Source organism: Falsigemmobacter intermedius (assembly GCF_004054105.1).
Lineage (GTDB): Bacteria > Pseudomonadota > Alphaproteobacteria > Rhodobacterales > Rhodobacteraceae > Wagnerdoeblera > Wagnerdoeblera intermedia.
Genome location: NZ_SBLC01000015.1, coordinates 1 through 22,058 on the forward strand (window position 1 = coordinate 1; position 22,058 = coordinate 22,058).

Genomic DNA, 22,058 nt, shown 5'->3' on the forward strand with positions numbered 1-22,058 from the left:
CTTCGACACCCGCCACGATACGCCGCCCTTTCAGACCCCGTCACCCATTTCCAAGCATAGCTCCGCCGTCCAGCACCATGGCATTCAGCTTATCGACAACGCCCTTGCCGAAAGCATCCTCTTCCATCTGCTTTGCCGCCGGATTGGCGGCGCTGCTGGAACGGCCCGAGGCAGAATTGCGGTCTTCACTCTCATGCTGGCGCATCGGCGAGAGGCGCAGATCGCCCGCGTCGCCGCCGACTTTGTAAAGGTTGAAATTCTCGCCATCGACGACGGCAACAACGGTATTACGCGGAACGTCCATCAGCCTCACCTGTCACTGTTACCCCTCGCCAACCCCCGGCGCTGCGCGGGGGTTCCCCGCGGAAACCTGCGAAACTGCGGGGAAACACACCGGGAATCATCGCTCCGGCCCCTGCTGCGGCGGCCTGGCCCTTCCCCTTTGCCCGCCTTTGCGCTAATCGCGGCAGGATTCCCGATGAATGCGATGTCCGAGAGGCGCCACGATGAAGTTCACCCTGTCCTGGCTCAGAGACCACCTGGAGACCGAGGCCCCGCTCGAGACGCTGCTCGATGCGCTGACGGACCTTGGCCATGAGGTGGAAGAGGTCGAAGATCCGGCGAAAAAACTGGGTGCCTTCCGCATCTGCCGGGTTCTTGAAGCCAAACAGCACCCCGATGCCGACCGCCTGCGCGTCTGCCGCGTCGCCACCTGGCCCAATGGCCCGGAAGGCGCGATGGAGGAAGTCCAGGTTGTCTGCGGCGCACCCAATGCCCGCACCGGCCTTGTGGGCGTTTTCGCTCCGGTCGGCGCTTACGTGCCCGGCACCGATCTGCTGCTGAAAGCGGGCTCGATCCGCGGCGTTGAGTCGAACGGTATGCTCTGCTCGGAACGTGAGCTTGAGCTGTCGGACGATCACAACGGCATCATCGATCTGCCCGAAGATGCCCCCGTGGGTGTCCGCTTCATCGACTATAAGGGTCTCAATGACCCGATGATTTATATCAAAGTCACGCCGAACCGCCCCGATGCGCTTGGCGTGCGCGGAATTGCGCGTGACCTCGCGGCCCGCGGCCTTGGCAAACTGAAGCCGCTGGTGATCGAAAAGGTCGAGGGCAAAGCCCCGGCTGGCATTAAAGTCGCCATCGCGGATGAGCTGAAGGCCAAACAGGCCCCGGTTTTCGCCGGTCGCGTGATCCGCGGCGTGAAGAACGGCCCCTCGCCGGAGTGGCTGCAACAGCGCCTGAAGGCGATTGGCCTGCGCCCGATCTCGGCGCTGGTCGATATCACCAACTTCTTCACCTTCGACCTGAACCGCCCGCTGCACGTCTTTGACGCCGATGTGGTGAAAGGCGATCTGACCATCCGCTACGCCCGTGAGGGTGAAGAGCTGCTGGCGCTTGACGGTAAGACCTATGCGCTGAAACCCAATATGATGGTCATCGCCGATGACAACGGCCCGGAATCGCTGGCCGGTGTGATGGGCGGCGAGCATTCGGGCTGCACGGATGCGACGGTCAATGTCTTCCTCGAATCGGCCTATTGGGACCCGATCACCATCGCCGCCACCGGTCGTGCGCTGAAGATCAACTCGGACGCCCGCTACCGCTTTGAGCGCGGGATTGACCCGACCTTCACCCTGGAAGGTCTGGATGCGGCGACCCGCATGGTGCTGGAACTGTGCGGCGGTGAGCCCTCGGATCTGGTCATCGACGGCGCGATCCCGGATGTTAAGCGCGAATACCGCTTTGATGCGGGCCGCGTCGGCAAACTCGTGGGCCTTGAGATCTCTGAGCAGGAACAGCGCGATATGCTGACCGCGCTTGGCTTCACCTTCAACGGCGATATGGTCACGCCGCCCGGCTGGCGCCCCGATGTTCTGGGCGAGGCCGATCTGGTGGAAGAAGTCGCCCGCGTCAAATCGCTCTCCGGTCTGGAAGGCAAGCCGATGCCGCGCCAGAAGCCCGGCGTCCCTGCCCCGGTGCTGACGCCGGCGCAGACCCGCGAGCGGACCACCCGTCGCACCCTGGCCTCGCTTGGCTATAATGAATGCGTCACCTACAGCTTCATCGACCAGAAATCGGCCGAAGCTTTTGGCGGCGGTCAGGATGCGGTGAAGATCGACAATCCGATCTCGTCGGAAATGACCCATATGCGCCCCGATCTGCTGCCGGGCCTGCTGGCAGCCGCTGCCCGCAACCAGGCACGCGGTTTCATGGATCTGGCGCTCTTTGAAGTGGGTCCGGTCTTCTCGGGCGGCGAGCCCGGTGAGCAGCAGGTGATTGCGACCGGCCTTCTGGTCGGACATTCCGCCCCGCGCGATCCCTGGGGCAGCCGTCGTCCGGTCGATATTTTTGATGCCAAGGCGGATGTTGAAGCGGTTCTGGCCGCCATCGGCGCTCCGGCCCGTGTTCAGGTGACCCGCAAGGTTGCCGCCTGGTGGCATCCTGGCCGCTCGGGCAATATCGCACTTGGTCCGAACACCCTTGCGACCTTTGGCGAGCTGCACCCCCGGGTGCTGCGCGACGCGGGGATCAAGGGCAATGCCGTGGCCTTCACCGTGATCCTGCCTGCGATCCCTCAGCCCAAGGCAAAGTCGGCGTCGCGTGCCGCTCTGGCGATCTCGGATCTCCAGGCGGTTGAGCGTGACTTCGCTTTCGTGGTCGATTCTCAGGTGGAAGCCCTCACCCTGGTGAACGCCGCCCTGGGCGCCGATAAGGCGCTGATCGAAAGCGTCCGGGTCTTTGACCAGTTCACCGGTGAGAAGGCTGAAGCCCAGATGGGTCCGGGCAAAAAGTCGATCGCGCTGAGCGTTCGCCTGCAGCCGGGTGACAAGACTCTGACCGACAAAGATATTGAGGCCGTCTCGGCCAAAATCGTCGAAAAAGTCAGCAAGGCATCCGGCGGCGCCCTGCGCGGCTGAGGCCCTGAATGCACGGAATGAAAGGGCGGCTCTTCAGAGCCGCCCTTTTTCATGGCTTAACCAAATCCACAATCCAATGTGCAGATCTGTTGACCTGTTCACAACTGCTTGTATGCTGAACGGATTATACCACAGTATTTCCCTGGGAGTTCGGGGCAGGATGTATCGTTTTCTCGTTTTCGTGATGCTTGCCACTCTCCCCGCCGCCTGCAACCTTCCCAGGGGGGCAGCGATGCAAAGCGAGATCCTTCGCGGCTCGGCGGAAGAAACCCGTGATTTTCAACTTGTGCCGATCACCCGCAACAATGTGGCCGCCGTCCGCGGCTGGCCCGCACCGCCCGGTGCCGGACGTCCCTGGCGGGCCTGGCCCACGGGCGGGCTGCGCAGCGCAGATCCCATCGGCATCGCGGCCGGGGATCAGATCGATGTCACCGTCTTTGACACCGAAGAAAACTCGCTGCTGACCGGCGCGGGAGAGCGGGTGAGCAACCTGCAACAGCTGGTCGTCAATGCCGACGGCAGCATCTTCCTGCCCTATTCAGGGCGCATCAAAGTCTCCGGACTGTCGGCCGAGGCCGCGCGTGAGCGGGTTCAGGATGCGCTGACCCCCTCGCTTCCTTCGGCACAGGTTCTGCTGCAGCATCGTCCGGGTCGGCGGAATACCGTTGAAATTCTGGGCTCTGTCGGTGCCCCCGGCAGCTACCCGCTGCCTGACCGCGGATTTTCGGCCCTCTCGCTCCTGAGCGTGGCGGGCGGTGCCTCGGCAGAGATGCGCAACCCGGTGATGCGGCTGATGCGCGGCGGCGTGGGCTACGGCATCCCGCTGCGCAGCCTCTATGACCAGCCCCGGCGCGATCTCTCGCTGCGCGGTGGTGACAGGCTGATCATTGAGGAAGATCACCGTCAGTTCCTGGCTCTCGGCGCCAGCGGTGTTCAGAACGCCATCCCCTTCCCGCGCGATAAGGTCAGCGCGCTTGATGCCGTGACGCTGATGGGCGGCATTGCCCCCTCGCGCGCAGATCCCAAAGGCGTGCTGGTGCTGCGCGATTACGGCGCAAACCAGGTCCGCAGCGATGGCCGCGGGCCCGACCGGCAGCGCGTCATCTTTGCGGTGGATCTCACCACCTCTGACGGGCTGTTCTCGGCACGGAACTTCTACATCGCGGATGGCGATGTGGTGCTGGCGACCGAATCACCGATCAGCAACACCCGCACCATCTTCTCTCTGGTGGGCCAGGTCTTTGGCGTCTTCACCAGTGCGGGCAGCATCGGCGAGTAAGCCCCCTGCCCCGGAAACGCAAAAGGCCGCAGCAGAGCTGCGGCCTTTGTCATGACGAGGGTCCGTCTCAGGCAGCGCGGCCGAGCAGAACTTCGTCAACTTTCTTCTGCGCACCGGCTTCATCGACGCCCGAAACAGCAGCGACTTCGCGGGTCAGACGTTCAAGCGCAGCTTCATAGAGCTGGCGCTCAGAATAGCTCTGCTCACGCTGATCATCGGCGCGGTGCAGGTCGCGCACGACCTCTGCAATGGCCATCAGATCCCCGGAGTTGATCTTCTGTTCATATTCCTGCGCACGACGCGACCACATGGCGCGCTTCACGCGGGCCTTACCCTTAAGGGTCTCAAGCGCCTTATTCACAACATCCGGGCTCGAGAGCGAGCGCATGCCGATTTCGGTGGCGCGGTTGGTCGGAACCCGCAGCGTCATCTTGTCCTTTTCGAACGAGATCACGAACAGTTCCAGCGACATCCCGGCAATAACCTGCTCTTCGATCGACAGGATCTTGCCAACGCCGTGGGCCGGATAGACCACGAAATCATTGGGGCGGAACTCGGGCTTCTTCGTCTTGGTCATTCAGCTTCTTCCTCGCACAGGACCCGTTTCGACAAAAAAGACCCACGCCGAAGGGGTACTTCGGACGACAGATCGCTTTTCATCGGAAAGCCGCCCCTGATTTGAGGGGCGGATGGCAGGCTTCCAGATTCCCAGTAACGAACTTATAACACGAATCAGGCACGATTCCAACTGCGGTGGTTTTGACGCAGCCGGCAGAGCTGTGCTTTCGCCTTATCCGTTAAGAGAATCCTGGCTCTGACCCGTCTCAGTTACCGGGGCCGGCGGCTTCGGAGAAGTACTTCTCCAGCTTACCGGTTTCACCGTCACGGGCCTCAGCCTCGGGCAGCGGGTCTTTGCGAACCGTCAGCACCGGCCAGAGTTCGGCATATTTGCGGTTCAGTTCAACCCAGCTCTCCATCGCCGGCTCAGTGTCCGGGCGGATCGCATCGGCGGGGCATTCCGGCTCGCAGACGCCGCAGTCGATGCATTCATCCGGATGGATGACCAGCATGTTCTCGCCCTCGTAGAAACAGTCGACCGGGCAGACTTCCACGCAGTCGGTATATTTGCAGGCGATGCAGTTGTCGGTCACGACATAGGTCATCAGAAGCCTCCGGCGTCAGTTTTCGCGAGGCACAGGTAGGCCAGTCACGCGGATCATTCAATGGCATCCGCAACGCAGTGGGCTGCGTCACGTTCAACGGCATCCAGATCTTCGTAAAGGCCCTGTGCCTCAGGGGCAGGACCGCGCCGCTCTCCGGGCGCAAGGACGCGGATCAGACGGATCCGGGACCCTTGGGCGAAGGTCAGCACGTCACCCGGCTTCACGCTCTGTGCCGGGCGGGTCACAGGCTGCCCGTTCAGACGGACAGCCCCTTTCTCAATCTGAGTGGCTGACAGGCTGCGACTTTTAAAAAACCGCGCCTGCCAGAGCCATTTGTCCATCCGGATTGCGCCGGGGACCATGGCCGCCTCAGGACTTGTTCTTCAGCGCGGCAAGGATCGCAAACGGGCTGTCGGGATCGGCCTTGGCTTCACGCGGCGGGCGCGATTCAAACTTACGAGCCCCCTCGTCACGCTTGCCGTCAAACTTGCCGCCCTTACGGTCGCCGCCTTTGAAGTTCGGCTTGCCGCCTTTGCGATCGCCACGGCCTTCACCGTCACGACGCTCCGAACGCTCACCCTCGCGGCGCGGACCACGCTCACCTGCGGGCTTATCGCCAGCCGGGGCCTGACCGTCACGACGCGGACCGCGCGGGCCGTTGCCGCCTTCGCGGCGCTCACCGCCGTCACGGCGCGGACCACGATCACCACGGGGCGCACGATCACCACGCGGACGCGGAGCCCAGACGAAGGTGTAGAAGACTTCCGTCTCAGTCGGAGCGGCTTCACCCTCAGTTGCGGTTTCAACCGCTGCCGGAGCCTCTTCCGCTGGCGCTTCAGCGGTGGCTTCCGCAACCGCTTCACCTTCCGCCGCTGCCACCGGGGCAGCCGCTTCGGCGCGAACCTTGGCGCGCTCACCCTTCTCACCACGGTAGCCCAGGCCACCCATGAGATCGGCGAACTGCTCCAGCGTCAGACCGGTGATCGACAGCATATCTGCGGTCGCTTCAAAGCCGGCGCGGCTGTCTTTGGCGCGCAGCAGGTCTGCCAGACGCTCCAGCATGTCGATGCGGATCGCGCGGGCACCAGCGGTGCGGTAACCGGCCAGGGTGTAATGCAGCGACGGGATGCCTTCGACCGAGGGAATGGTCACGAGGCCCGGGGGCGGGCTTTCGGGGAATTCCGACAGACCTTCCCAGAGCGACCAGAGCACCAGACGCAGACGGGTCGGCGCCGGTTTCAGCAGGGCGGGCAGGAAGATCGTGTACTGACCAAAGCGCACACCGTGCTTGCGCAGCACCGAGCGGGCCTCCTGGTCCAGCTGCTTGACCTCTTCGGCCACGCCTTCTCGCGGCAGAATGCCCATGCCTTCGACCAGACGGAACGCGAAACCGCGGGCCAGACCCGTCAGAGTTTCGTCGTTCTTCAGCGTGTTCAGCGGCTCAAAGAGCGCGGTGACTTTGCGGTCGATGAAATGCTGCAGGCGGCGGCGGACTTTGTCTGCCACATCCTGACCGGCTTCTTCATCAACGAAAGCCTCGACCTGCGGGCGCAGGGCATCGGGGCCCTTGACCAGCTTGCCGACCGCGGTCGTGCCCCACATCAGACCACCCTGTTCGGTGTAGTCAAATTCAGTGTCGGGGGCATTGTAGAAGCGGTCTGAGCGCAGGCTGAACTCAGGCTTCAGCGCCTCATAGGCGGCCTGACGCAGCGTTTTCGCTTCGTCCTGGCTGCCGGTGCTGTCCTGCTGGAAGCGGAACCCTTCGAGACGGCCGACGAATTCGCCTTCGACCGTCACTTCACCCTTGTCGTTCACCTCGGCCACGAGGCTCTCCTTCTGTTTCAACCGCCGCATCAATACACTTGTGCGCCGGTCTACAAATCGCTGAGTCAGCCTTGCGTGCAACGCATCTGACAGGCGGTCTTCTACAGCGCGAGTCTCGTCACGCCAATGGCTTTCGTCAGCAACCCAGCCTTTGCGCTGAGAAACATAGGTCCAGGTCCGCACGAAGGCGAGACGGCGCGAAATTGTATCAATATCGCCCTCGGTGCGGTCAATGCGCGCCAGATTGGTCTTCATCCAGTCCGAAGGGATCGTCCCGCCGCCTTTGATGAAATCGAAAATCCGCCCCAGCAGCCCCGCATGCTCTGTGGAGGAAATGCCACGAAAATCGGGAATGCGGCAAATATCCCACAAAAGCCGGACCATCGCCGGGCTGGTCACGGCGCGCATCACCTCAGGCGTGGTCGACAGGATCTTCAGCGCGGTGATGTCATCAGCATCGCGTGCGCGGCTGAGCCATTCGTTATCGGTATGTTTCTCAAGGCTTTGCAGAAGGCGCGGCACGGTGCCGAACTCCAGCCGCGTGTTGCGCCATGAGAGTTTTCGCACCGGCAGGAACTGATGCTCTTCAATCGCCTCGATGACCTCCTCAGGCAGCGGGCGTGCCTCTCCGGTCACACCAAAGGTGCCGGGAGAGGTGTGCCGCCCGGCCCGTCCGGCGATCTGCGCCAGCTCCCAGGGGTAAAGCGCGCGCATCCGGTGGCCGTCATATTTCGCCGTGGCCGAGAAGGCGACATGGGAGATATCGAGGTTCAGCCCCATGCCGATGGCATCGGTGGCGACGAGGTAATCCACATCGCCGTTCTGATACATTTCAACCTGGGCGTTGCGGGTTCTCGGCGACAAAGCGCCCATGACCACCGCGCAGCCGCCCTTGGTGCGGCGAATCAGTTCCGCGATCCCATAGACGTTGTCGACCGAGAAGCCGACAATGGCCGAGCGCGTCGGCATCCGGCTGATCTTCTTTGAGCCGGCCCAGGACAGTTCCGACAGCCGCGGGCGCGAGACGAACTGACAGCCCGGCACCAGGGCCGCAATCGCCGGGCGCATGGTGTCAGAACCCAGAAAGAGCGTGTCTTTCAGCCCGCGCGCATTCAGCAGCCGGTCGGTGAAGACATGTCCCCGGTCCGGGTCCGCACAAAGCTGGATTTCATCGATCACCACGATATCGGCGCCGATATCAACCGGCATGGCCTCGGTGGTGCAGACCCAATAGGCCGCGCGCTCCGGCACGATCCGCTCTTCGCCGGTGACCAGTGCCACCACCGATGGCCCGCGCGCCTTAACGATGCGGTCATAGACCTCGCGCGCCAGCAGGCGCAGCGGCAGGCCGATCACCCCGGTCCTGTGGGCCAGCATCCGCTCGATCGCGTAATGCGTTTTGCCGGTGTTCGTCGGCCCCAGGACCGCCGTCACCCTTGCGTTCTCGCGCATTCACGCCTCTCTTCAGATTTTTTGCCCGCTCAGCGCGTCATCGAGCCGCTGAGCGGCCTTTTTTACGTCTTCCTGGCGGGGATGTATAGCAAGCGCCGCGCGGTAAGCTTTCAGCGCCTCAGCCTTCAGCCCGGTCTCTTCAAGGATGGCACCGATACCGGCAAGGGCCACGAAATTCTGCGGGTTCAGCTCCAGGGCACGCTGCAGATCCGCCACCGCCGGGCCATAGCGGCCCGACCGGAAATAAGCCGAGGCCCGCAGATTGAAGCCTTCGGCAAAGTCAGGCGCGTGATCCGTCAGCGCGGTCAGATGGCCGATGGCCTTGTCATACTCCCCCTCTGCCAGCGCGTCGCGCCCGCGTTTGAGCAGAAGATCCAGCGCTGCGGATCCGGATTTCGACCATTCCTCAATGAGTTGGCGCTCAGTCCGCCGCCAGCCCTCATTATCGGGCCGTGCCAGATCGCCCAGCAGCACCTCTGCCCGGGACTGCGCAAAAACACCCCCGGCCGGAAGGGTCAGGGCTGCCGCCACGGCAAGGTTGAGTATGGCAAAGGCGCGCTTCATGATAGAAGAGTAATACCGCCCGCGCCGGATACAAAGCCCGCGCAATCACAATCGGGAGAGAAAAATGAGCGCCATTCTGGAAGCCGTGGTCGCTGAGCTGTCGCAGAAGGACACCTCGGGCTATAACGGCAGCGCCAAATTTGAGATTGAGGGCGAAGGTTCGGTCTATCTTGATGCTGATGGCGTGCGCATCAGCGATGAGGACGCCGATGTGACCCTGAAAGCCAGCCTTGAGACCTTCCGCGGCCTTTTTGAGGGCGATGTGAACCCGACCATGGCCTTTATGACCGGCAAACTGAAGATCGACGGCTCGATGGGCCGCGCCATGGCGCTGGCCTCCGTTCTTTCGTGACGGGAGGGCCCGCGTGGCCGATCTGCCCGCCCGGGCGTGAGCTTCGGCTCACTGCGGCGGATGGCATCGGGCTGCGCGCAGTCCTCTGGCCGCGGCCCGACGCCTGCGGCAGCGTGCTGATCCTCAGCGGGCGCACCGAATATGCCGAGAAATATGGCGAGGCGGCCCTGGCGCTGCAGGCCGCAGGTTTCAGCGCCGCCACCATCGACTGGCGCGGCCAGGGCCTGTCCCAGCGCCTTCTGCCGGACCCGCGCAAAGGCCATGTGAGCCGTTTTACCGATTATCAGCTGGATCTTGCGGCCCTGACCGCAGAATTGCGGGCTCCGGAGTTTCCGGGGCCCTTTTTTCTGCTCGCCCATTCCATGGGGGGTGCCATCGCGCTGCGGGCTCTGGCGGAGGGGCTTTCGGTCCGGGCGGCCGCCTTTCTGGCGCCGATGTGGGGGATCCGGATGCCCGCTCCGATCGGCGGACTTGCGCTGCAAAGCCTTGCGGCAGCGGCCCGCACACCTCTGGCAGCGCATTATGCCCCGCCCCCGGCGGGCGGCGCCGCCCCGTCGTTCCGGATCGCGGATTTCGCAGGCAATCCGCTGACCAGTGATCCCCGGCGCTGGCGCGAGATGGCAGACTATCTGTGCGCCTGCCCCGACCGCGATATTGCCGGGCCGACCATCGGCTGGCTGGCCGAAGCCCTGGCCGAATGCCGCGCGCTGCGCAGCCTGCCCTCTCCCTCGCTTCCCGCGTTGATCCTCACCGGCGGGCAGGAGCGCATCGTCAGCCGGACCGCCATCCGCCACCGCCTGGCTGCCTGGCCCGAAGCCTTCTGCCACGAGGAGCCCGAGGCCGCCCATGAGCTGCTGATGGAGTGTCAGGAGATCCGTGATTCGACGCTTGCAAGGGTGGCACGCTTCTTTCGCGCCGCCCTCTGAGCCACCCGCAACACAGGCCACAGGCAGAACCCGCCTGGCCGTGCCGCAACCGGCAGATGTGACGCTGCGTGACTGCCCTGCCTGCGTCAGCTTGACGCAACGTTACGTTTACGTCAACGTCATGCAGCGACTATCTTCAGCCTGAGCCCCGGTGTGAGCAGACCGGGAACGGAGGACCCGGTTTGAAAGACGATCAGATCCACCCCGAAGTCATGACCATCCGCGAAATGTGCGACGCCTTCGACGTCACCCCGCGGACCTTGCGCTTTTATGAGGCGAAGGAACTGCTGTTCCCGATCCGTGACGGACAAAAGCGCCTCTTCACCCGGCGCGATCGCGGGCGGCTGAAGCTGATCCTGCGCGGCAAACGCTTCGGTTTTGCCCTCGAGGAAATCCGCCAGCTGCTCGATCTTTATGATCGCGGCGATCAGCAGGAAGAACAGCTTACCCGCACCTATAAAATCGCTCATGAGCGCCTCGCCGATATGGAGCGGCAGCGTGATGAGCTGAACGTGGCCATCGCCGAGCTGAAAAGCCAGCTCGAATGGGGGGCCGAACTGCTCGCCTCCTTCCGCCGTCCGGCCGCCGAATGAATTGAGAGCGCCCCCGGGCGTCAGGGAGAAGACCATGCCGATCTATAATGCCCCCGTGAGTGACCTGCAGTTTCTGCTTCAGGATGTTTTCAAGGTCACCCAAAGCGACATCCCCGGCTATGCCGATCTGGAGCGCGATTTCACCGGCGCGGTGCTGGATGAGGCAGGCAAACTGGCCTCCGGCGTGCTGGCCCCCCTGAACTTCTCCGGCGACCGCGAGGGTTGCCGGATTGAGGGGACTGAGGTTTTCACCCCGAAAGGCTTCAAAGAGGCCTTTGAGGCCCTGAAAGAGGGCGGATGGAACGGCCTCGATCTGCCCGAAGAATATGGCGGCCAGAACCTGCCCTATCTTCTGGCCACCGCCGTGGGCGAGATCATGGTCTCGGCCAATATGGCCTTTAACATGTATCAGGGCCTGACCCATGGCGCGATCTCAGCGATCCTCGCCGCCGGGACCGAAGAGCAGAAGACCACCTATCTGCCGAAGATGACTTCGCTGGAATGGACCGGCACCATGAACCTGACGGAGCCTCATGCGGGCACCGATCTGGGCATGATCCGCACCAAAGCCGAGCCGCAGGCGGATGGCAGCTATAAAATCACCGGCACCAAGATCTTCATCTCGGCCGGTGAACATGACATGGCCGAAAACATCATCCACCTCGTGCTGGCCAAAGCGCCCGGTGGCGGCGAAGGCACCAAAGGCATCTCGCTGTTCATCGTGCCCAAGTTCCTGGTGAATGCCGATGGCTCGCTCGGGGCGCGCAATGGCGTGACGGTGGGCAATATCGAAGAGAAGATGGGCATTCACGGCAATGCCACCTGCGTGATGAATTATGACGGCGCGACCGGCTGGCTGCTGGGCGAGCTTCATAAAGGCATGAAGCATATGTTCGTCATGATGAACGAGGCCCGCGTGGGCGTGGGCCTTCAGGGCTATGCCCAGGCCGCCGCCGCCTATCAGAACGCCGTCGTCTATGCGACCGAGCGTCTGCAGGGCCGCGCCGTCACCGGCAAAGCCAACCCGGAAGGCCCGGCAGATCCGCTGATCGTGCATCCCGATATCCGCCGCGCGCTGATGGATCAGAAGAGCTTTGTCGAAGGGGCCCGGGCCTTCACCCTCTGGGCCGCGACGCTTCTCGATCGCACCCATCGTCTCGGCGACAAAGACGCCGAAGGGCTGGTTTCGCTGCTCACCCCGGTCATCAAGGGCTTCCAGACCGATAAGGGCTTTGAGTCCGCCGTTCAGGCGCAGCAGATCTATGGCGGCCACGGCTATATCGAAGAACAGGGCATGTCGCAGTTCGTCCGCGATGCCCGGATCGCCATGATCTATGAAGGCGCCAATGGCATTCAGGCGCTGGATCTGGTGGGCCGCAAGCTGGCCTCTGACGGCGGCAAAAACGTCATGGCCTTCTTCGATCTGGTGAAGGCCGAGTGCAAAGCCCATGAGGGCGACGACCGTATGAAGCCCTTTACCGAGGCGCTGAAAGCGGCCTCAAAGCAGCTTCAGGCGGCGGGGATGTATTTCATGCAAAATGGCATGAAAAATCCCGATGCCGCGCTCTCGGGCTCTTATGATTTCATGCATCTGACCGGCCATGTCTGCCTGGGCCTGATGTGGACCCGCATGGCAAAGGCCGCGACAGAGGCACTGGAGGCGGGGACCGTGGATCCTGCTTTCGCAGAAGCCAAAATCGCGACGGGGCGCTATTATATGGCCCGACACCTGCCCGCCTGCGCGATGCATCTCGCCCGTATCGAAAGCGGCGCCGGGACCGTCATGGCGCTCTCTGCGGATCAGTTCTGACCCCTTTGGGGGGCGCGCCCCTCGCGCCCCCGGCTCTGCCCGAGGACCCCATGCCCAAGCGCTTCCGCCTGACGCGACGTTTTCCTGCAGCCATGACCGAAGACGGCTACCGTCGCCTGAAGCGCTTTGCGGCAGAGGCCGGTCTGGATGAGGGCGAAGCTTTGTCGTTTCTCTTTGAGCATTTCGACAGCGTGACAGACCGCGAAGCGCTGCAGCACCGCCTGCGGCTCTTCAACTCTGAGCTTGAGGCCCGCAAAGGCTGAATGACCTCTGGGAGGAGGAGAGGATATGACATTTCCGATGATCGCATCCGCCTGGATGACCGATGAGCACAAAATGCTCGCTGAGATGACCCGCGATTTCATCAACCGCGAATGGGTGCCGCAGTATGAACGCTGGCGCCACCAGGGAGAGATGGACCGCGAGACCTGGACGCAATGCGGCGATCTGGGGCTCCTGCTGCCCTCGGCTCCCGAGGAATATGGCGGCGCGGGCGGCGATTTCGGCCATGAAGCCGTGATCCTGATGGAGGGGGCGCGGGCGAACCTCTCCTCCTGGGGCCACGGCATCCACAGCTGCATTGTCGGTCATTACATCCTGAGCTACGGCACCGAAGAGCAAAAGCAGCGCTGGCTGCCCAAAATGGCGAAGGGTGAACTGGTTGCAGCCCTCGCCATGACCGAACCCTCTGGTGGTTCGGATGTGCAGAACCTCAAAACCCGCGCCGTGTGGGATGGCAATATCTATCGGCTGAACGGGTCAAAGACCTTCATCACCAACGGCAGACACGCCGATCTGATCCTCGTGGCGGCGAAAACCGATCCCACCCAGCGCGCCCGCGGCACCTCGCTGATCATGGTGGAGACCTGGGACGCCCCCGGCTTCCGCCGCGGCCGCAAGCTGGAAAAGCTTGGCATGAAATCCGCCGATACCTCGGAGCTCTTCTTCGACGATGTCCCGGTGCCGCCGGATAACATCCTCGGCGGCGAAGTGGGGCAGGGCTTTTACCAGATGATGAAGCAACTCCCCCAGGAGCGGCTCTCAATCGGCTGCACCGCCGTCGGCGCCATGGAAGGCGCGGTCGAGCGCACCATCCAATACTGCAAAGAGCGCGAAGCCTTCGGCCAGCCGATCATCAATTTCCAGAACACCCGCTTCAAACTGGCCGAGTGCAAAACCAATACCTTCGTCGCCCGCAGTTTCCTTGACGCCTGCATCACGGCCCATCTGAAGGGAGAGCTGACGGTCGAACAGGCGGCTATGTGCAAATACTGGCTGACCGACCTGCAGTTCCAGGTGCTCGATGAATGCGTCCAGCTGCACGGGGGCTACGGGTATATGCAGGAATATGCCGTCGGCGAAATGTGGTCGGACGCCCGTGTTCAGCGGATCTACGGCGGCACCAATGAAATTATGAAAGAACTGATCGGCCGCACGCTGTGACCCAGGTGCCCGCCCATATCCGCGGCCCGGCGCTCAGCCGCAGCCCGTCATGGCCGCGCCAGCACGGCCGGCCTCCGGCGGGAGTATTTGGAAAAACCCAAAAGCGCGCCCTGCCCGCGGCCTGCAGGCTGCTGACAGGGCGACTTTGGCTTTTGCGGTCATCGGCTCTCCAGCCTGTACCGCAGGGCCAGATTGCGCAGGGTTTGGTTACCAAACTTTTAAAAGATGTCGCAAAAACCGCGCATCCCCCGAAAACGCGCCTGATTTTGGCTTTTCTTAAATACTCATCTTCTCAGCTCTCTGCCGCGCTGCCCGGTCAGTGGTTCTGTTCAGCGCCGCAGCGAAGATATCCCCATTCCCCTGTCCCCGAGGGCAACACCGCCGGAGCAGGGATCTGACGATCCAAGGAGGACCCATGGAAGAGGCTTATATCTATGATGCCGCCCGCACACCGCGCGGCAAGGGGCGGCCGGACGGCAGCCTGCATGAGGTGACCCCTACCCGTCTCTCGGCAGGCATCCTGAATGCCATAAAGGCGCGCAACGATCTCGACACCGCGGCTATTGAGGATGTGATCTGGGGCAATGTCACCCAGGTGGGAGAGCAGGGGGCCTGCCTTGCGCGCACAGCCGTTCTGGCCTCGGATTTTGCCGAAAGCGTGCCGGGCCTGTCGATCAACCGCTTTTGTGCCTCGGGTATGGAGGCCGTGAACCTGGCCGCCAACCAGGTGCGCGGCGGCGCGGGCATGGCCTATGTCGCGGGCGGCGTTGAGAGCATGAGCCGCGTGCCCATGGCCTCAGACGGCGGGGCGATCGCGGTCGATCCGCAGGTGGCCGTGGGCAATTACTTCGTACCGCAGGGTATCTCGGCCGATGTGATTGCCACGGAATATGGCTTCAGCCGGGAGCAGGCGGATGCGCTTTCCGTTGAGAGCCAACGCCGCGCGGCCCAGGCCTGGGCAGAGGACCGCTTCGCAAAAAGCATCGTTCCGGTGAAAGATATCAACGGGCTGACAATCCTTGATCATGACGAATATATGCGTCCCGGCACCACGATGGAAAATCTGGCCGCGTTGAAACCTGCCTTCCAGGAGTGGGGCGAGGTCATGCCCGGCTTTGATAAGATCGCCCTGATGAAATACCCGCACCTCGAGCGGATCAGCCACATCCACCACGCCGGGAACTCCTCTGGCATCGTGGACGGGGCGGCAGCCGTGCTGATCGGCAACAAAGCCTTTGGCGAAAAATACGGGCTGAAACCCCGCGCGCGGATCCGCGCCACCGCCAAGATCGGCACCGATCCCACCATCATGCTGACCGGCCCGGTTCCGGTGACCGAGAAGATCCTGCGCGAGAGCGGCATGTCGATCCGCGACATTGATCTTTTTGAGGTGAATGAAGCCTTCGCCTCGGTGGTGCTGCGCTTCCAGCAGGCCTTCGGGGTCGACCCTGCGATCGTCAATGTCAACGGCGGCTCCATCGCCATGGGGCACCCCCTGGGAGCCACGGGGGCCATGATCATCGGTGCGCTGCTCGATGAACTCGAGCGCAGCGGTAAGGGCGTGGGCCTTGCCACGCTTTGCGTCGCCTCCGGCATGGGCGCCGCGACCATCATTGAACGGGTGTGAGGGACAGATGAGCGATTTTCACTATGCCGTGGACGGTGATGGTGTTGCCACCATCACCTGGGATATCCCGAACAAATCGATGAACGTCCTCAGCCTCGCGGGGCTGCAGGAGCTGAGCGATCATATCGACACCGCGCTCGCCGATGCCTCCGTCAAAGGCGTCATCATCACTTCCGGCAAGAAAGACTTCGCCGGGGGGATGGATCTCAACATCATCGCCCGCATGAAAGAAGAGGCAGGGGACAACCCGGCCAAGGGCGTCTTTGAGGGCGTGATGGCCATGCATGGCGTGCTGCGCAAAATCGAGCGCGCGGGCATGGATCCGAAAACCCTGAAGGGCGGCAAGCCGATCGTCGCCGCCCTGCCCGGCACCGCGCTTGGCATCGGACTTGAACTGCCGCTGGCCTGCCACCGCATCATCGCAGCCGATAATCCAAAAGCCAAAATCGGCCTGCCGGAAATTATGGTCGGCATCTTCCCGGGCGCGGGCGGCACCACCCGGGTGGTGCGCAAGCTGGGCGTGATGATGGCGGCCCCGGTGATCCTGGAGGGCAAACTCAATGACCCGAAAACGGCCCAGAGCATCGGGCTGATTGATGAGGTCGTGGCCCCCGATCAGCTTCTGGCGCGCGCAAAAGAATGGGTGCTGAGCGCAAAGCCCGCGGAGTTGCCGAAGCCCTGGGACCAGAAGGGCTATAAGCTGCCGGGCGGCGCGCCCTATACGCCTCAGGGCTTCCAGATGTTCCTTGGCGCCTCTGCCATGGTGCATGGCAAAACCTGGGGCGCTTTCCCGGCGGCCAAGGCACTGCTCTCAGCCGTCTATGAAGGCGCGCTGGTGCCCTTTGACACAGCGCTGAAGATTGAGGCACGCTGGTTCACCCATGTGCTGATGAACCCCTCTTCGGGGGCAATGATCCGCTCGCTCTTCATCAACAAAGAGGCGCTGGAAAAAGGCGCGAACCGGCCCAAAGTCCCGGATGAGACGGTGAAAAAGGTCGGTATCCTGGGCGCGGGCATGATGGGGGCGGGCATTGCCTATGTCTCGGCCATGGCCGGGATTGAGGTGGTGCTGATCGACGCCGCTCAGGAGGCTGCTGAGCGGGGCAAAGGCTACAGCCAGGGGTTGCTGGAAAGGGCCGTCAAACGCGGCAAATCCACCGCTGAGAAGATGGCCGAAGTCCTGGGCCGCATCACCCCCACCACCGATTATGCGGCCCTTGAAGGCTGCGATCTGATCGTGGAGGCGGTCTTTGAGGACCCGAAGGTCAAGGCGGGCGTCACCGCCCAGGCCGAAGCCGTGATCCCCGAGACGGCGATCTTTGCCACCAATACCTCAACCCTGCCGATCTCAGAGCTTGCCAAAGCCTCAAAGCGGCCGGAGCAGTTCATCGGCATCCACTTCTTCTCGCCGGTCGATAAGATGCTGCTGGTTGAGATCATCAAGGGCAAAGCGACGGGCGATCGCGCGGTGGCCAAGGCGCTCGATTATGTGCGCCAGATCCGCAAGACGCCGATTGTCGTCAATGACGAGCGCTTCTTCTACGCCAACCGCTGCATCATCCCCTATATCAACGAAGGCATGCGGATGGTCGGCGAAGGCACCGAGCCCGCACTGGTGGAAAACGCCGCCCGCCTTTTGGGCATGCCGCTGGGGCCGCTGCAACTGGTGGATGAGACTTCGCTCGATCTGGGCAAGAAGATCGCCGTGGCCACCCGCGCGGCCATGGGCAATGCCTATCCCGACGGGGCGGTGGATGAGATCATCTTTGGGATGGTTGATGAGGGGCGTCTGGGCAAAAAGGCCAATGCGGGCTTTTACGCCTATGACGCGAATGGCAAACGCCAGGGTCTGTGGGAGGGTCTCTCAGATCGGTTCCCGCCGGCTGAGACACAGCCCGAACTGACCGAGGTGCAGCACCGTCTGATCCTGGCTCAGGTCCTTGAGGCGGTCCGCGCCCTGGAGGCCGGGGTTCTGGAAGACATCCGCGAAGGCGACGTCGGCGCGATCCTTGGCTGGGGTTTCATGCCCTGGTCGGGTGGCCCCTTCGGCTGGCTCGACATCATGGGGGCGGCGAAAGTGGTGGAAATCTGCGACCGGCTGAGCGCAAAGCACGGCCCCCGCTTTGAGGCCCCGAAACTCCTGCGCGATATGGCCGCGAAGGGTGAGACCTTCTACGGCGGGACGGCCCGCAAAGCCGCCTGAGTAAGCATCAGGGCGTCCCCTTCGGGGGGCGCCTCATCCAGCGCCCGGATCAATGCGCGCGCTTCTGCCAGCCCCGCCAGCGGCAGATCAGACAGGTCAGGCGGCGCAAATCCCGGCGGCATGCCCTGATTGTCCGGCGGGCAATAAAGCTGCAGATCGCCCTCTGCGCAGACCAGCGCCCCTTTGCTGAGTTGCAGGATCACCACCTCTTCAACGCTCTCCGGTGGCGTGCGGCAGATACCGCCCCGCCCCTCCAGCACGGCCGCAGGCAGGGCCAGGGCGTCGCTGCCTGCCGGAAGCAGAACCGGCTGTTCGGGCAAGAGCCGCAAAGCGACCCGATTGCCCAGCGCCCCTGCCGGGATCTCGAGCGGCCAGAGCGCCTCGGGCCAGGTGTCGGGCCCGGCCAGGCAGAAAGCACGCTGCACGGCGCGGATCTCTGCAAAGCCTGCCTCTGCGGTCAGCAAAAGATCGCCGGGGCGCAGCGCCGTTACCTCGCGAAAGCCGCGCGCAGTGACGAGGCGTGTGCCGCTGAGCAGCCCTTCGGTGACGAAACTGGCAGGTGTGTCGTCCTCGGATGATACGGACATGGGCCATCCTCTGGCTGCGCTTTTGCGACAGATAGCCTCAAAACGGCGATGGGGGGATAAAATTCCCCCGGAGCCGCATTTCAGGAAAGATCTGCGGCTTTCCCGCCGACCCGCCTTTTGGTGTGATTTACAAAAGCCAAAGCCCCCGGAATAGTTCCCTGCAAAGAGGCTGACAGGAGGGGGGATCCATGGGCTGGCTGGCAGATGAACGGGGACTTGAGAAGACACGCGCCAACCACGTGCCGCTGACGCCTTTGTCTTATCTGCGCCGCGCGGTGGCGATCTGGCCGCAGCATGAGGCGCTGGTCTATGGCACCACCCGGCGCAGCTACCGCGCATTTTACGACAGGGTCAGCCGACTGGCTTCTGCTCTTGCAAAGCGCGGGGTGCAGCCGGGGGATGTGGTGGCGACGCTGATCCCCAATCTGCCGGCCCAGGTTGAGGCGCATTTCGGCGTGCCCGCCTGCGGGGCGGTTCTCAATGCCATCAACACGCGCCTCGATGTGGAGACGGTGGCCTATATCTTTGAGCATGGCGGCGCAAAGGTCGTGATCGTTGACACCGCCTTTCTGCCGCTGGCGGAGGCGGCCTGCGCGGCCATGACCACCCGCCCGCCGCAGATCATTGAAGCGGGCGATCCGCAGGCGGGCTTCCCCGTCACGGGGCGGCATCCGGACTATGAGGCGCTGCTGGCGGAGGGCTATCCGGCTTTTGCCTGGATCCTGCCGGAAGATGAATGGGAGAGCCTTGCGCTGAACTATACCTCAGGCACCACCGGACGGCCCAAGGGGGTGGTTTATCACCACCGCGGCGCGGCGCTGGCAGCTCAGGGGCAGGTGATCTCCTGGCGGATGGTGCTGCATCCGCACTATCTGACGATTGTGCCGCTTTTTCACTGCAATGCCTGGTGTCATCCCTGGATGATGCCGCTGGTGGGCGGCACGATTATCTGTTGCCGCGATATCACCGCGCGCGCCATCTATGCCGCCATCGCCGATGAAGGGGTGACCCATTTCGGCGGGGCGCCCATCGTGCTCAACAGCCTGATCAACGCCAAAGAGGAGGAGCGGCGCAGCTTTCCGCAGACGGTGGAGGTTTTCACCGCCGGGGCACCGCCGGCGGCTGCCACTCTTGCGGCGATTGAGCCCCTGGGGTTCAACGTAACCCAGGTTTACGGGCTGACTGAGACCTATGGTCCGGCCACCGAATGCACCTGGCAGGCGCAGTTCGACAGCCTGCCGGAGGAGGAGCGCTTTGCCGTAAAGGCCCGCACCGGGGTGGCGATGCCCTTTATGGAAGAGGTCACCGTGCTGGGGGAAGGCGATCAACCGGTGCCTTTCGACGGGGTGAGCCTCGGCGAGATTGCCCATCGCGGCAATGGGGTGATGAAGGGCTATTATAAGAACCCGGAGGCCACGGCAGAGGCCTTTCAGGGCGGCTGGTTCCGTTCAGGCGATATCGCTTACCGTCATGAGGACGGCTATATCAAAATCGCGGACCGGGCGAAGGATATCATCATCTCGGGCGGCGAGAATGTCAGCTCGGTGGAGGTCGAAGGCGTGCTGATGGCCCATCCCGCGGTCTCGCTTTGTGCTGTTGTGGCGCTGCCGGATGAGAAATGGGGCGAGGTGCCCTGCGCCTTTGTCGAGTTGAAAGAGGGGGCCGCGGCGGATGAGGCAGAGCTGATCGCCCATTGCCGCGCCCGTCTTGCGGGTTTTAAGACGCCGAAGAAGGTGGTCTTTGGTGATCTGCCCAAGACCTCAACGGGCAAGATCCAGAAATTCGAGTTACGGGGCCGGGCAAAGGGTCTGGCCGGATCGGCGTAGCGAAGTTCTGAGCCGGAAGGGCCAAGGGGGGCTCTGCCCCGCCAGGGCTGCGCCCTGGCCCCCGGAGTATTTTTAAAAAGCCAAAGCCGGGGCGGGACGTCAGATCGCGGCCGAATGTGCGCTGCGCGACAGGTCAAAAGCATCGAAGGCGCGGGCAATCAGGCGGGTGAGCGGGCGGCCCTGTCGCGTGATGGTGAAGGCTGCTGGGGTATTTTCGACCATGGTGCCGAACTGCGCTTCGGCTTTTGCAAAGAGCGGCCCGGCGAGGGCGGCCACCTCCGGGAAGCGCGTTTCGAGATCGGTTTTATCAATGCGGAAGTCGCACATCAGAGCCTCAATAATGCGGGCGCGCAGCAGATCTTCAGACCGGAAGCGGTGACCACGGGCGGTGGCGAACTCTCCCGCGCGGATCCGGCTGGTATAATCGCCCGTCGCGGCGGCATTTTGGGCATAGCCCTGAGGGAAGCGCGAGATCGAGGAGGCGCCAAGGCCGATCAGCACCTGTGCCGGATCATCGGTATAGCCCTGGAAGTTGCGGCGCAGACTGCCCTTTTCAGCGGCGCGGGCGAGACCGTCTGAAGGCAGCGCGAAATGATCGATGCCAATCTGACGGTAGCCTTCGGCCTCAAAGAGGGCGCGGGCGGTGTCGAAGAGGTCGAGCCGCGCCTCGGGGGTGGGCAGGGCCTCTGAGGGGATGAGTTGCTGACGGCGGCTCATCCAGGGGACATGGGCATAGCCGTAAAGCGCCACCCGGTCCGGGCGCAGGGTGAGCAGGCGGGTGACGGAGGCGGTGATTTTCTCAGGGGTCTGATGTGGCAGGCCGAAAAGGATGTCCGCGTTCAGGCTGTTGATGCCGCGGGCGCGCAGCCCCTCAGCCGCCGCTTTGGTGATGTCATAGCTTTGGGCGCGGCCGATGGCTTTCTGGATCTCAGGGTCGAAATCCTGCACGCCGATGGAGGCGCGGTTCATGCCCGCGCGTGCCAGCGCATCGAGGCGGGCGTCGTCGATCTCATTGGGGTCGATCTCCACCGAGAATTCACCGCCCGGTGCCAGGGGGGCGAGGGCGAAGACAGCCTCTGCCAGCTCAGCCATGGCGTCGGCGGGCAGCAGGGTGGGCGTGCCGCCGCCCCAGTGCAGCCGGCTGAGGGTGACGCCGTCTGGCAGATGCTGCGCGAGCAGCTGCAGTTCCGCCTTCAGGGTCTGCAGATAGGCGGTGACGGGGCTGTCAGAAGTGGTGCCCTGGGTGCGGCAGGCACAAAACCAGCACAGACGCCGGCAGAAGGGCACATGCAGATAGAGCGAGATCTGCTCTCCGGCGGGAACGGCGGCCAGAAAACCCGCGAAATCCTGCGGGCCGGTGGCCGCGCTGAAATGCGGCGCCGTGGGATAGCTGGTGTAACGGGGGACCTTCGCGTCGAAAAGTCCAAGGCGGGTGAGTTGCGGGTCTGTGTCCATGCGTGTTAGCTACGCAACAGACGGCTGTCC

Annotated in this window: 19 protein-coding genes; 11 read left to right on the plus strand and 8 right to left on the minus strand. The window is 63.3% G+C overall.

All coding sequences use genetic code 11. The features are described from left to right. Positions 1-40: 40 nt before the first annotated feature. Complete coding sequence (locus EP867_RS11620) at positions 41-304, minus strand: baeRF12 domain-containing protein (protein WP_128489375.1); 264 nt, start codon at positions 302-304, stop codon at positions 41-43. 202 nt (positions 305-506) lie between these two features. Between EP867_RS11620 and pheT the strand changes: the two genes are divergently transcribed. Beyond that, the gene (gene pheT / locus EP867_RS11625) at positions 507-2,924 is read left to right on the plus strand and encodes a phenylalanine--tRNA ligase subunit beta (RefSeq protein ID WP_128489377.1); all 2,418 of its coding nucleotides are present in this window, start codon (positions 507-509) and stop codon (positions 2,922-2,924) included. A gap of 160 nt (positions 2,925-3,084) precedes the next feature. After that, complete coding sequence (locus EP867_RS11630; RefSeq protein WP_194085562.1) at positions 3,085-4,203, plus strand: polysaccharide biosynthesis/export family protein; 1,119 nt, start codon at positions 3,085-3,087, stop codon at positions 4,201-4,203. A 67-nt stretch (positions 4,204-4,270) separates the two neighbouring features. Here the strand turns inward: EP867_RS11630 and EP867_RS11635 are convergent, their stop codons facing one another. The 5 genes from EP867_RS11635 to EP867_RS11655 all read right to left on the minus strand — a co-directional run bounded on the left by EP867_RS11635 (position 4,271) and on the right by EP867_RS11655 (position 9,206). Then, entirely contained in the window at positions 4,271-4,780 is a 510-nt protein-coding gene (locus EP867_RS11635) for a CarD family transcriptional regulator (protein WP_128489381.1), read from the minus strand. A gap of 247 nt (positions 4,781-5,027) precedes the next feature. Further along, on the minus strand, positions 5,028-5,366 hold the full coding sequence (gene fdxA, locus EP867_RS11640) for a ferredoxin FdxA (RefSeq protein WP_128489383.1): 339 nt from the start codon (positions 5,364-5,366) through the stop codon (positions 5,028-5,030). Positions 5,367-5,419: 53 nt separating this feature from the next. After that, positions 5,420-5,728, minus strand: coding sequence for an RNA-binding S4 domain-containing protein (locus EP867_RS11645; RefSeq protein ID WP_128489385.1), 309 nt, complete (start codon positions 5,726-5,728; stop codon positions 5,420-5,422). 7 nt (positions 5,729-5,735) lie between these two features. Beyond that, the gene (locus tag EP867_RS11650; protein ID WP_128489387.1) at positions 5,736-8,642 is read right to left on the minus strand and encodes a helicase-related protein; all 2,907 of its coding nucleotides are present in this window, start codon (positions 8,640-8,642) and stop codon (positions 5,736-5,738) included. 12 nt (positions 8,643-8,654) lie between these two features. Further along, complete coding sequence (locus EP867_RS11655; RefSeq protein WP_128489389.1) at positions 8,655-9,206, minus strand: tetratricopeptide repeat protein; 552 nt, start codon at positions 9,204-9,206, stop codon at positions 8,655-8,657. Positions 9,207-9,270: 64 nt separating this feature from the next. Between EP867_RS11655 and EP867_RS11660 the strand changes: the two genes are divergently transcribed. The 8 genes from EP867_RS11660 to EP867_RS11695 all read left to right on the plus strand — a co-directional run bounded on the left by EP867_RS11660 (position 9,271) and on the right by EP867_RS11695 (position 18,160). After that, positions 9,271-9,558, plus strand: a complete 288-nt coding sequence (locus EP867_RS11660) for an SCP2 sterol-binding domain-containing protein (protein WP_128489391.1) — start codon at positions 9,271-9,273, stop codon at positions 9,556-9,558. 113 nt (positions 9,559-9,671) lie between these two features. After that, the gene (locus EP867_RS11665; protein ID WP_164888844.1) at positions 9,672-10,484 is read left to right on the plus strand and encodes an alpha/beta fold hydrolase; all 813 of its coding nucleotides are present in this window, start codon (positions 9,672-9,674) and stop codon (positions 10,482-10,484) included. Between the two features lie 212 nt (positions 10,485-10,696). Next, positions 10,697-11,077, plus strand: coding sequence for a MerR family transcriptional regulator (locus EP867_RS11670; protein WP_164888846.1), 381 nt, complete (start codon positions 10,697-10,699; stop codon positions 11,075-11,077). Positions 11,078-11,111: 34 nt separating this feature from the next. Beyond that, on the plus strand, positions 11,112-12,887 hold the full coding sequence (locus EP867_RS11675) for an acyl-CoA dehydrogenase C-terminal domain-containing protein (protein ID WP_128489395.1): 1,776 nt from the start codon (positions 11,112-11,114) through the stop codon (positions 12,885-12,887). Positions 12,888-12,937: 50 nt separating this feature from the next. Further along, positions 12,938-13,150, plus strand: coding sequence for a hypothetical protein (locus EP867_RS11680; RefSeq protein WP_128489397.1), 213 nt, complete (start codon positions 12,938-12,940; stop codon positions 13,148-13,150). A 25-nt stretch (positions 13,151-13,175) separates the two neighbouring features. Next, a complete protein-coding gene (locus tag EP867_RS11685; RefSeq protein WP_380049752.1) occupies positions 13,176-14,330 on the plus strand; it encodes an acyl-CoA dehydrogenase family protein in 1,155 nt (384 codons plus the stop codon). Between the two features lie 415 nt (positions 14,331-14,745). After that, a complete protein-coding gene (locus tag EP867_RS11690) occupies positions 14,746-15,957 on the plus strand; it encodes an acetyl-CoA C-acetyltransferase (protein WP_128489399.1) in 1,212 nt (403 codons plus the stop codon). Between the two features lie 7 nt (positions 15,958-15,964). Beyond that, a complete protein-coding gene (locus EP867_RS11695) occupies positions 15,965-18,160 on the plus strand; it encodes a 3-hydroxyacyl-CoA dehydrogenase NAD-binding domain-containing protein (RefSeq protein WP_128489401.1) in 2,196 nt (731 codons plus the stop codon). On the opposite strand, the gene EP867_RS11700 is transcribed toward EP867_RS11695, so the two are convergent. Next, positions 18,130-18,747, minus strand: coding sequence for a Hint domain-containing protein (locus EP867_RS11700; RefSeq protein WP_128489403.1), 618 nt, complete (start codon positions 18,745-18,747; stop codon positions 18,130-18,132). The genes EP867_RS11695 and EP867_RS11700 overlap by 31 nt on opposite strands. A gap of 188 nt (positions 18,748-18,935) precedes the next feature. On the opposite strand from EP867_RS11700, the gene EP867_RS11705 reads away from it, so the two are divergent. Continuing rightward, complete coding sequence (locus EP867_RS11705) at positions 18,936-20,573, plus strand: AMP-binding protein (RefSeq protein WP_128489405.1); 1,638 nt, start codon at positions 18,936-18,938, stop codon at positions 20,571-20,573. A gap of 99 nt (positions 20,574-20,672) precedes the next feature. Here the strand turns inward: EP867_RS11705 and hemN are convergent, their stop codons facing one another. Next, complete coding sequence (gene hemN / locus EP867_RS11710) at positions 20,673-22,028, minus strand: oxygen-independent coproporphyrinogen III oxidase (RefSeq protein ID WP_128489407.1); 1,356 nt, start codon at positions 22,026-22,028, stop codon at positions 20,673-20,675. Positions 22,029-22,058: the final 30 nt, after the last annotated feature.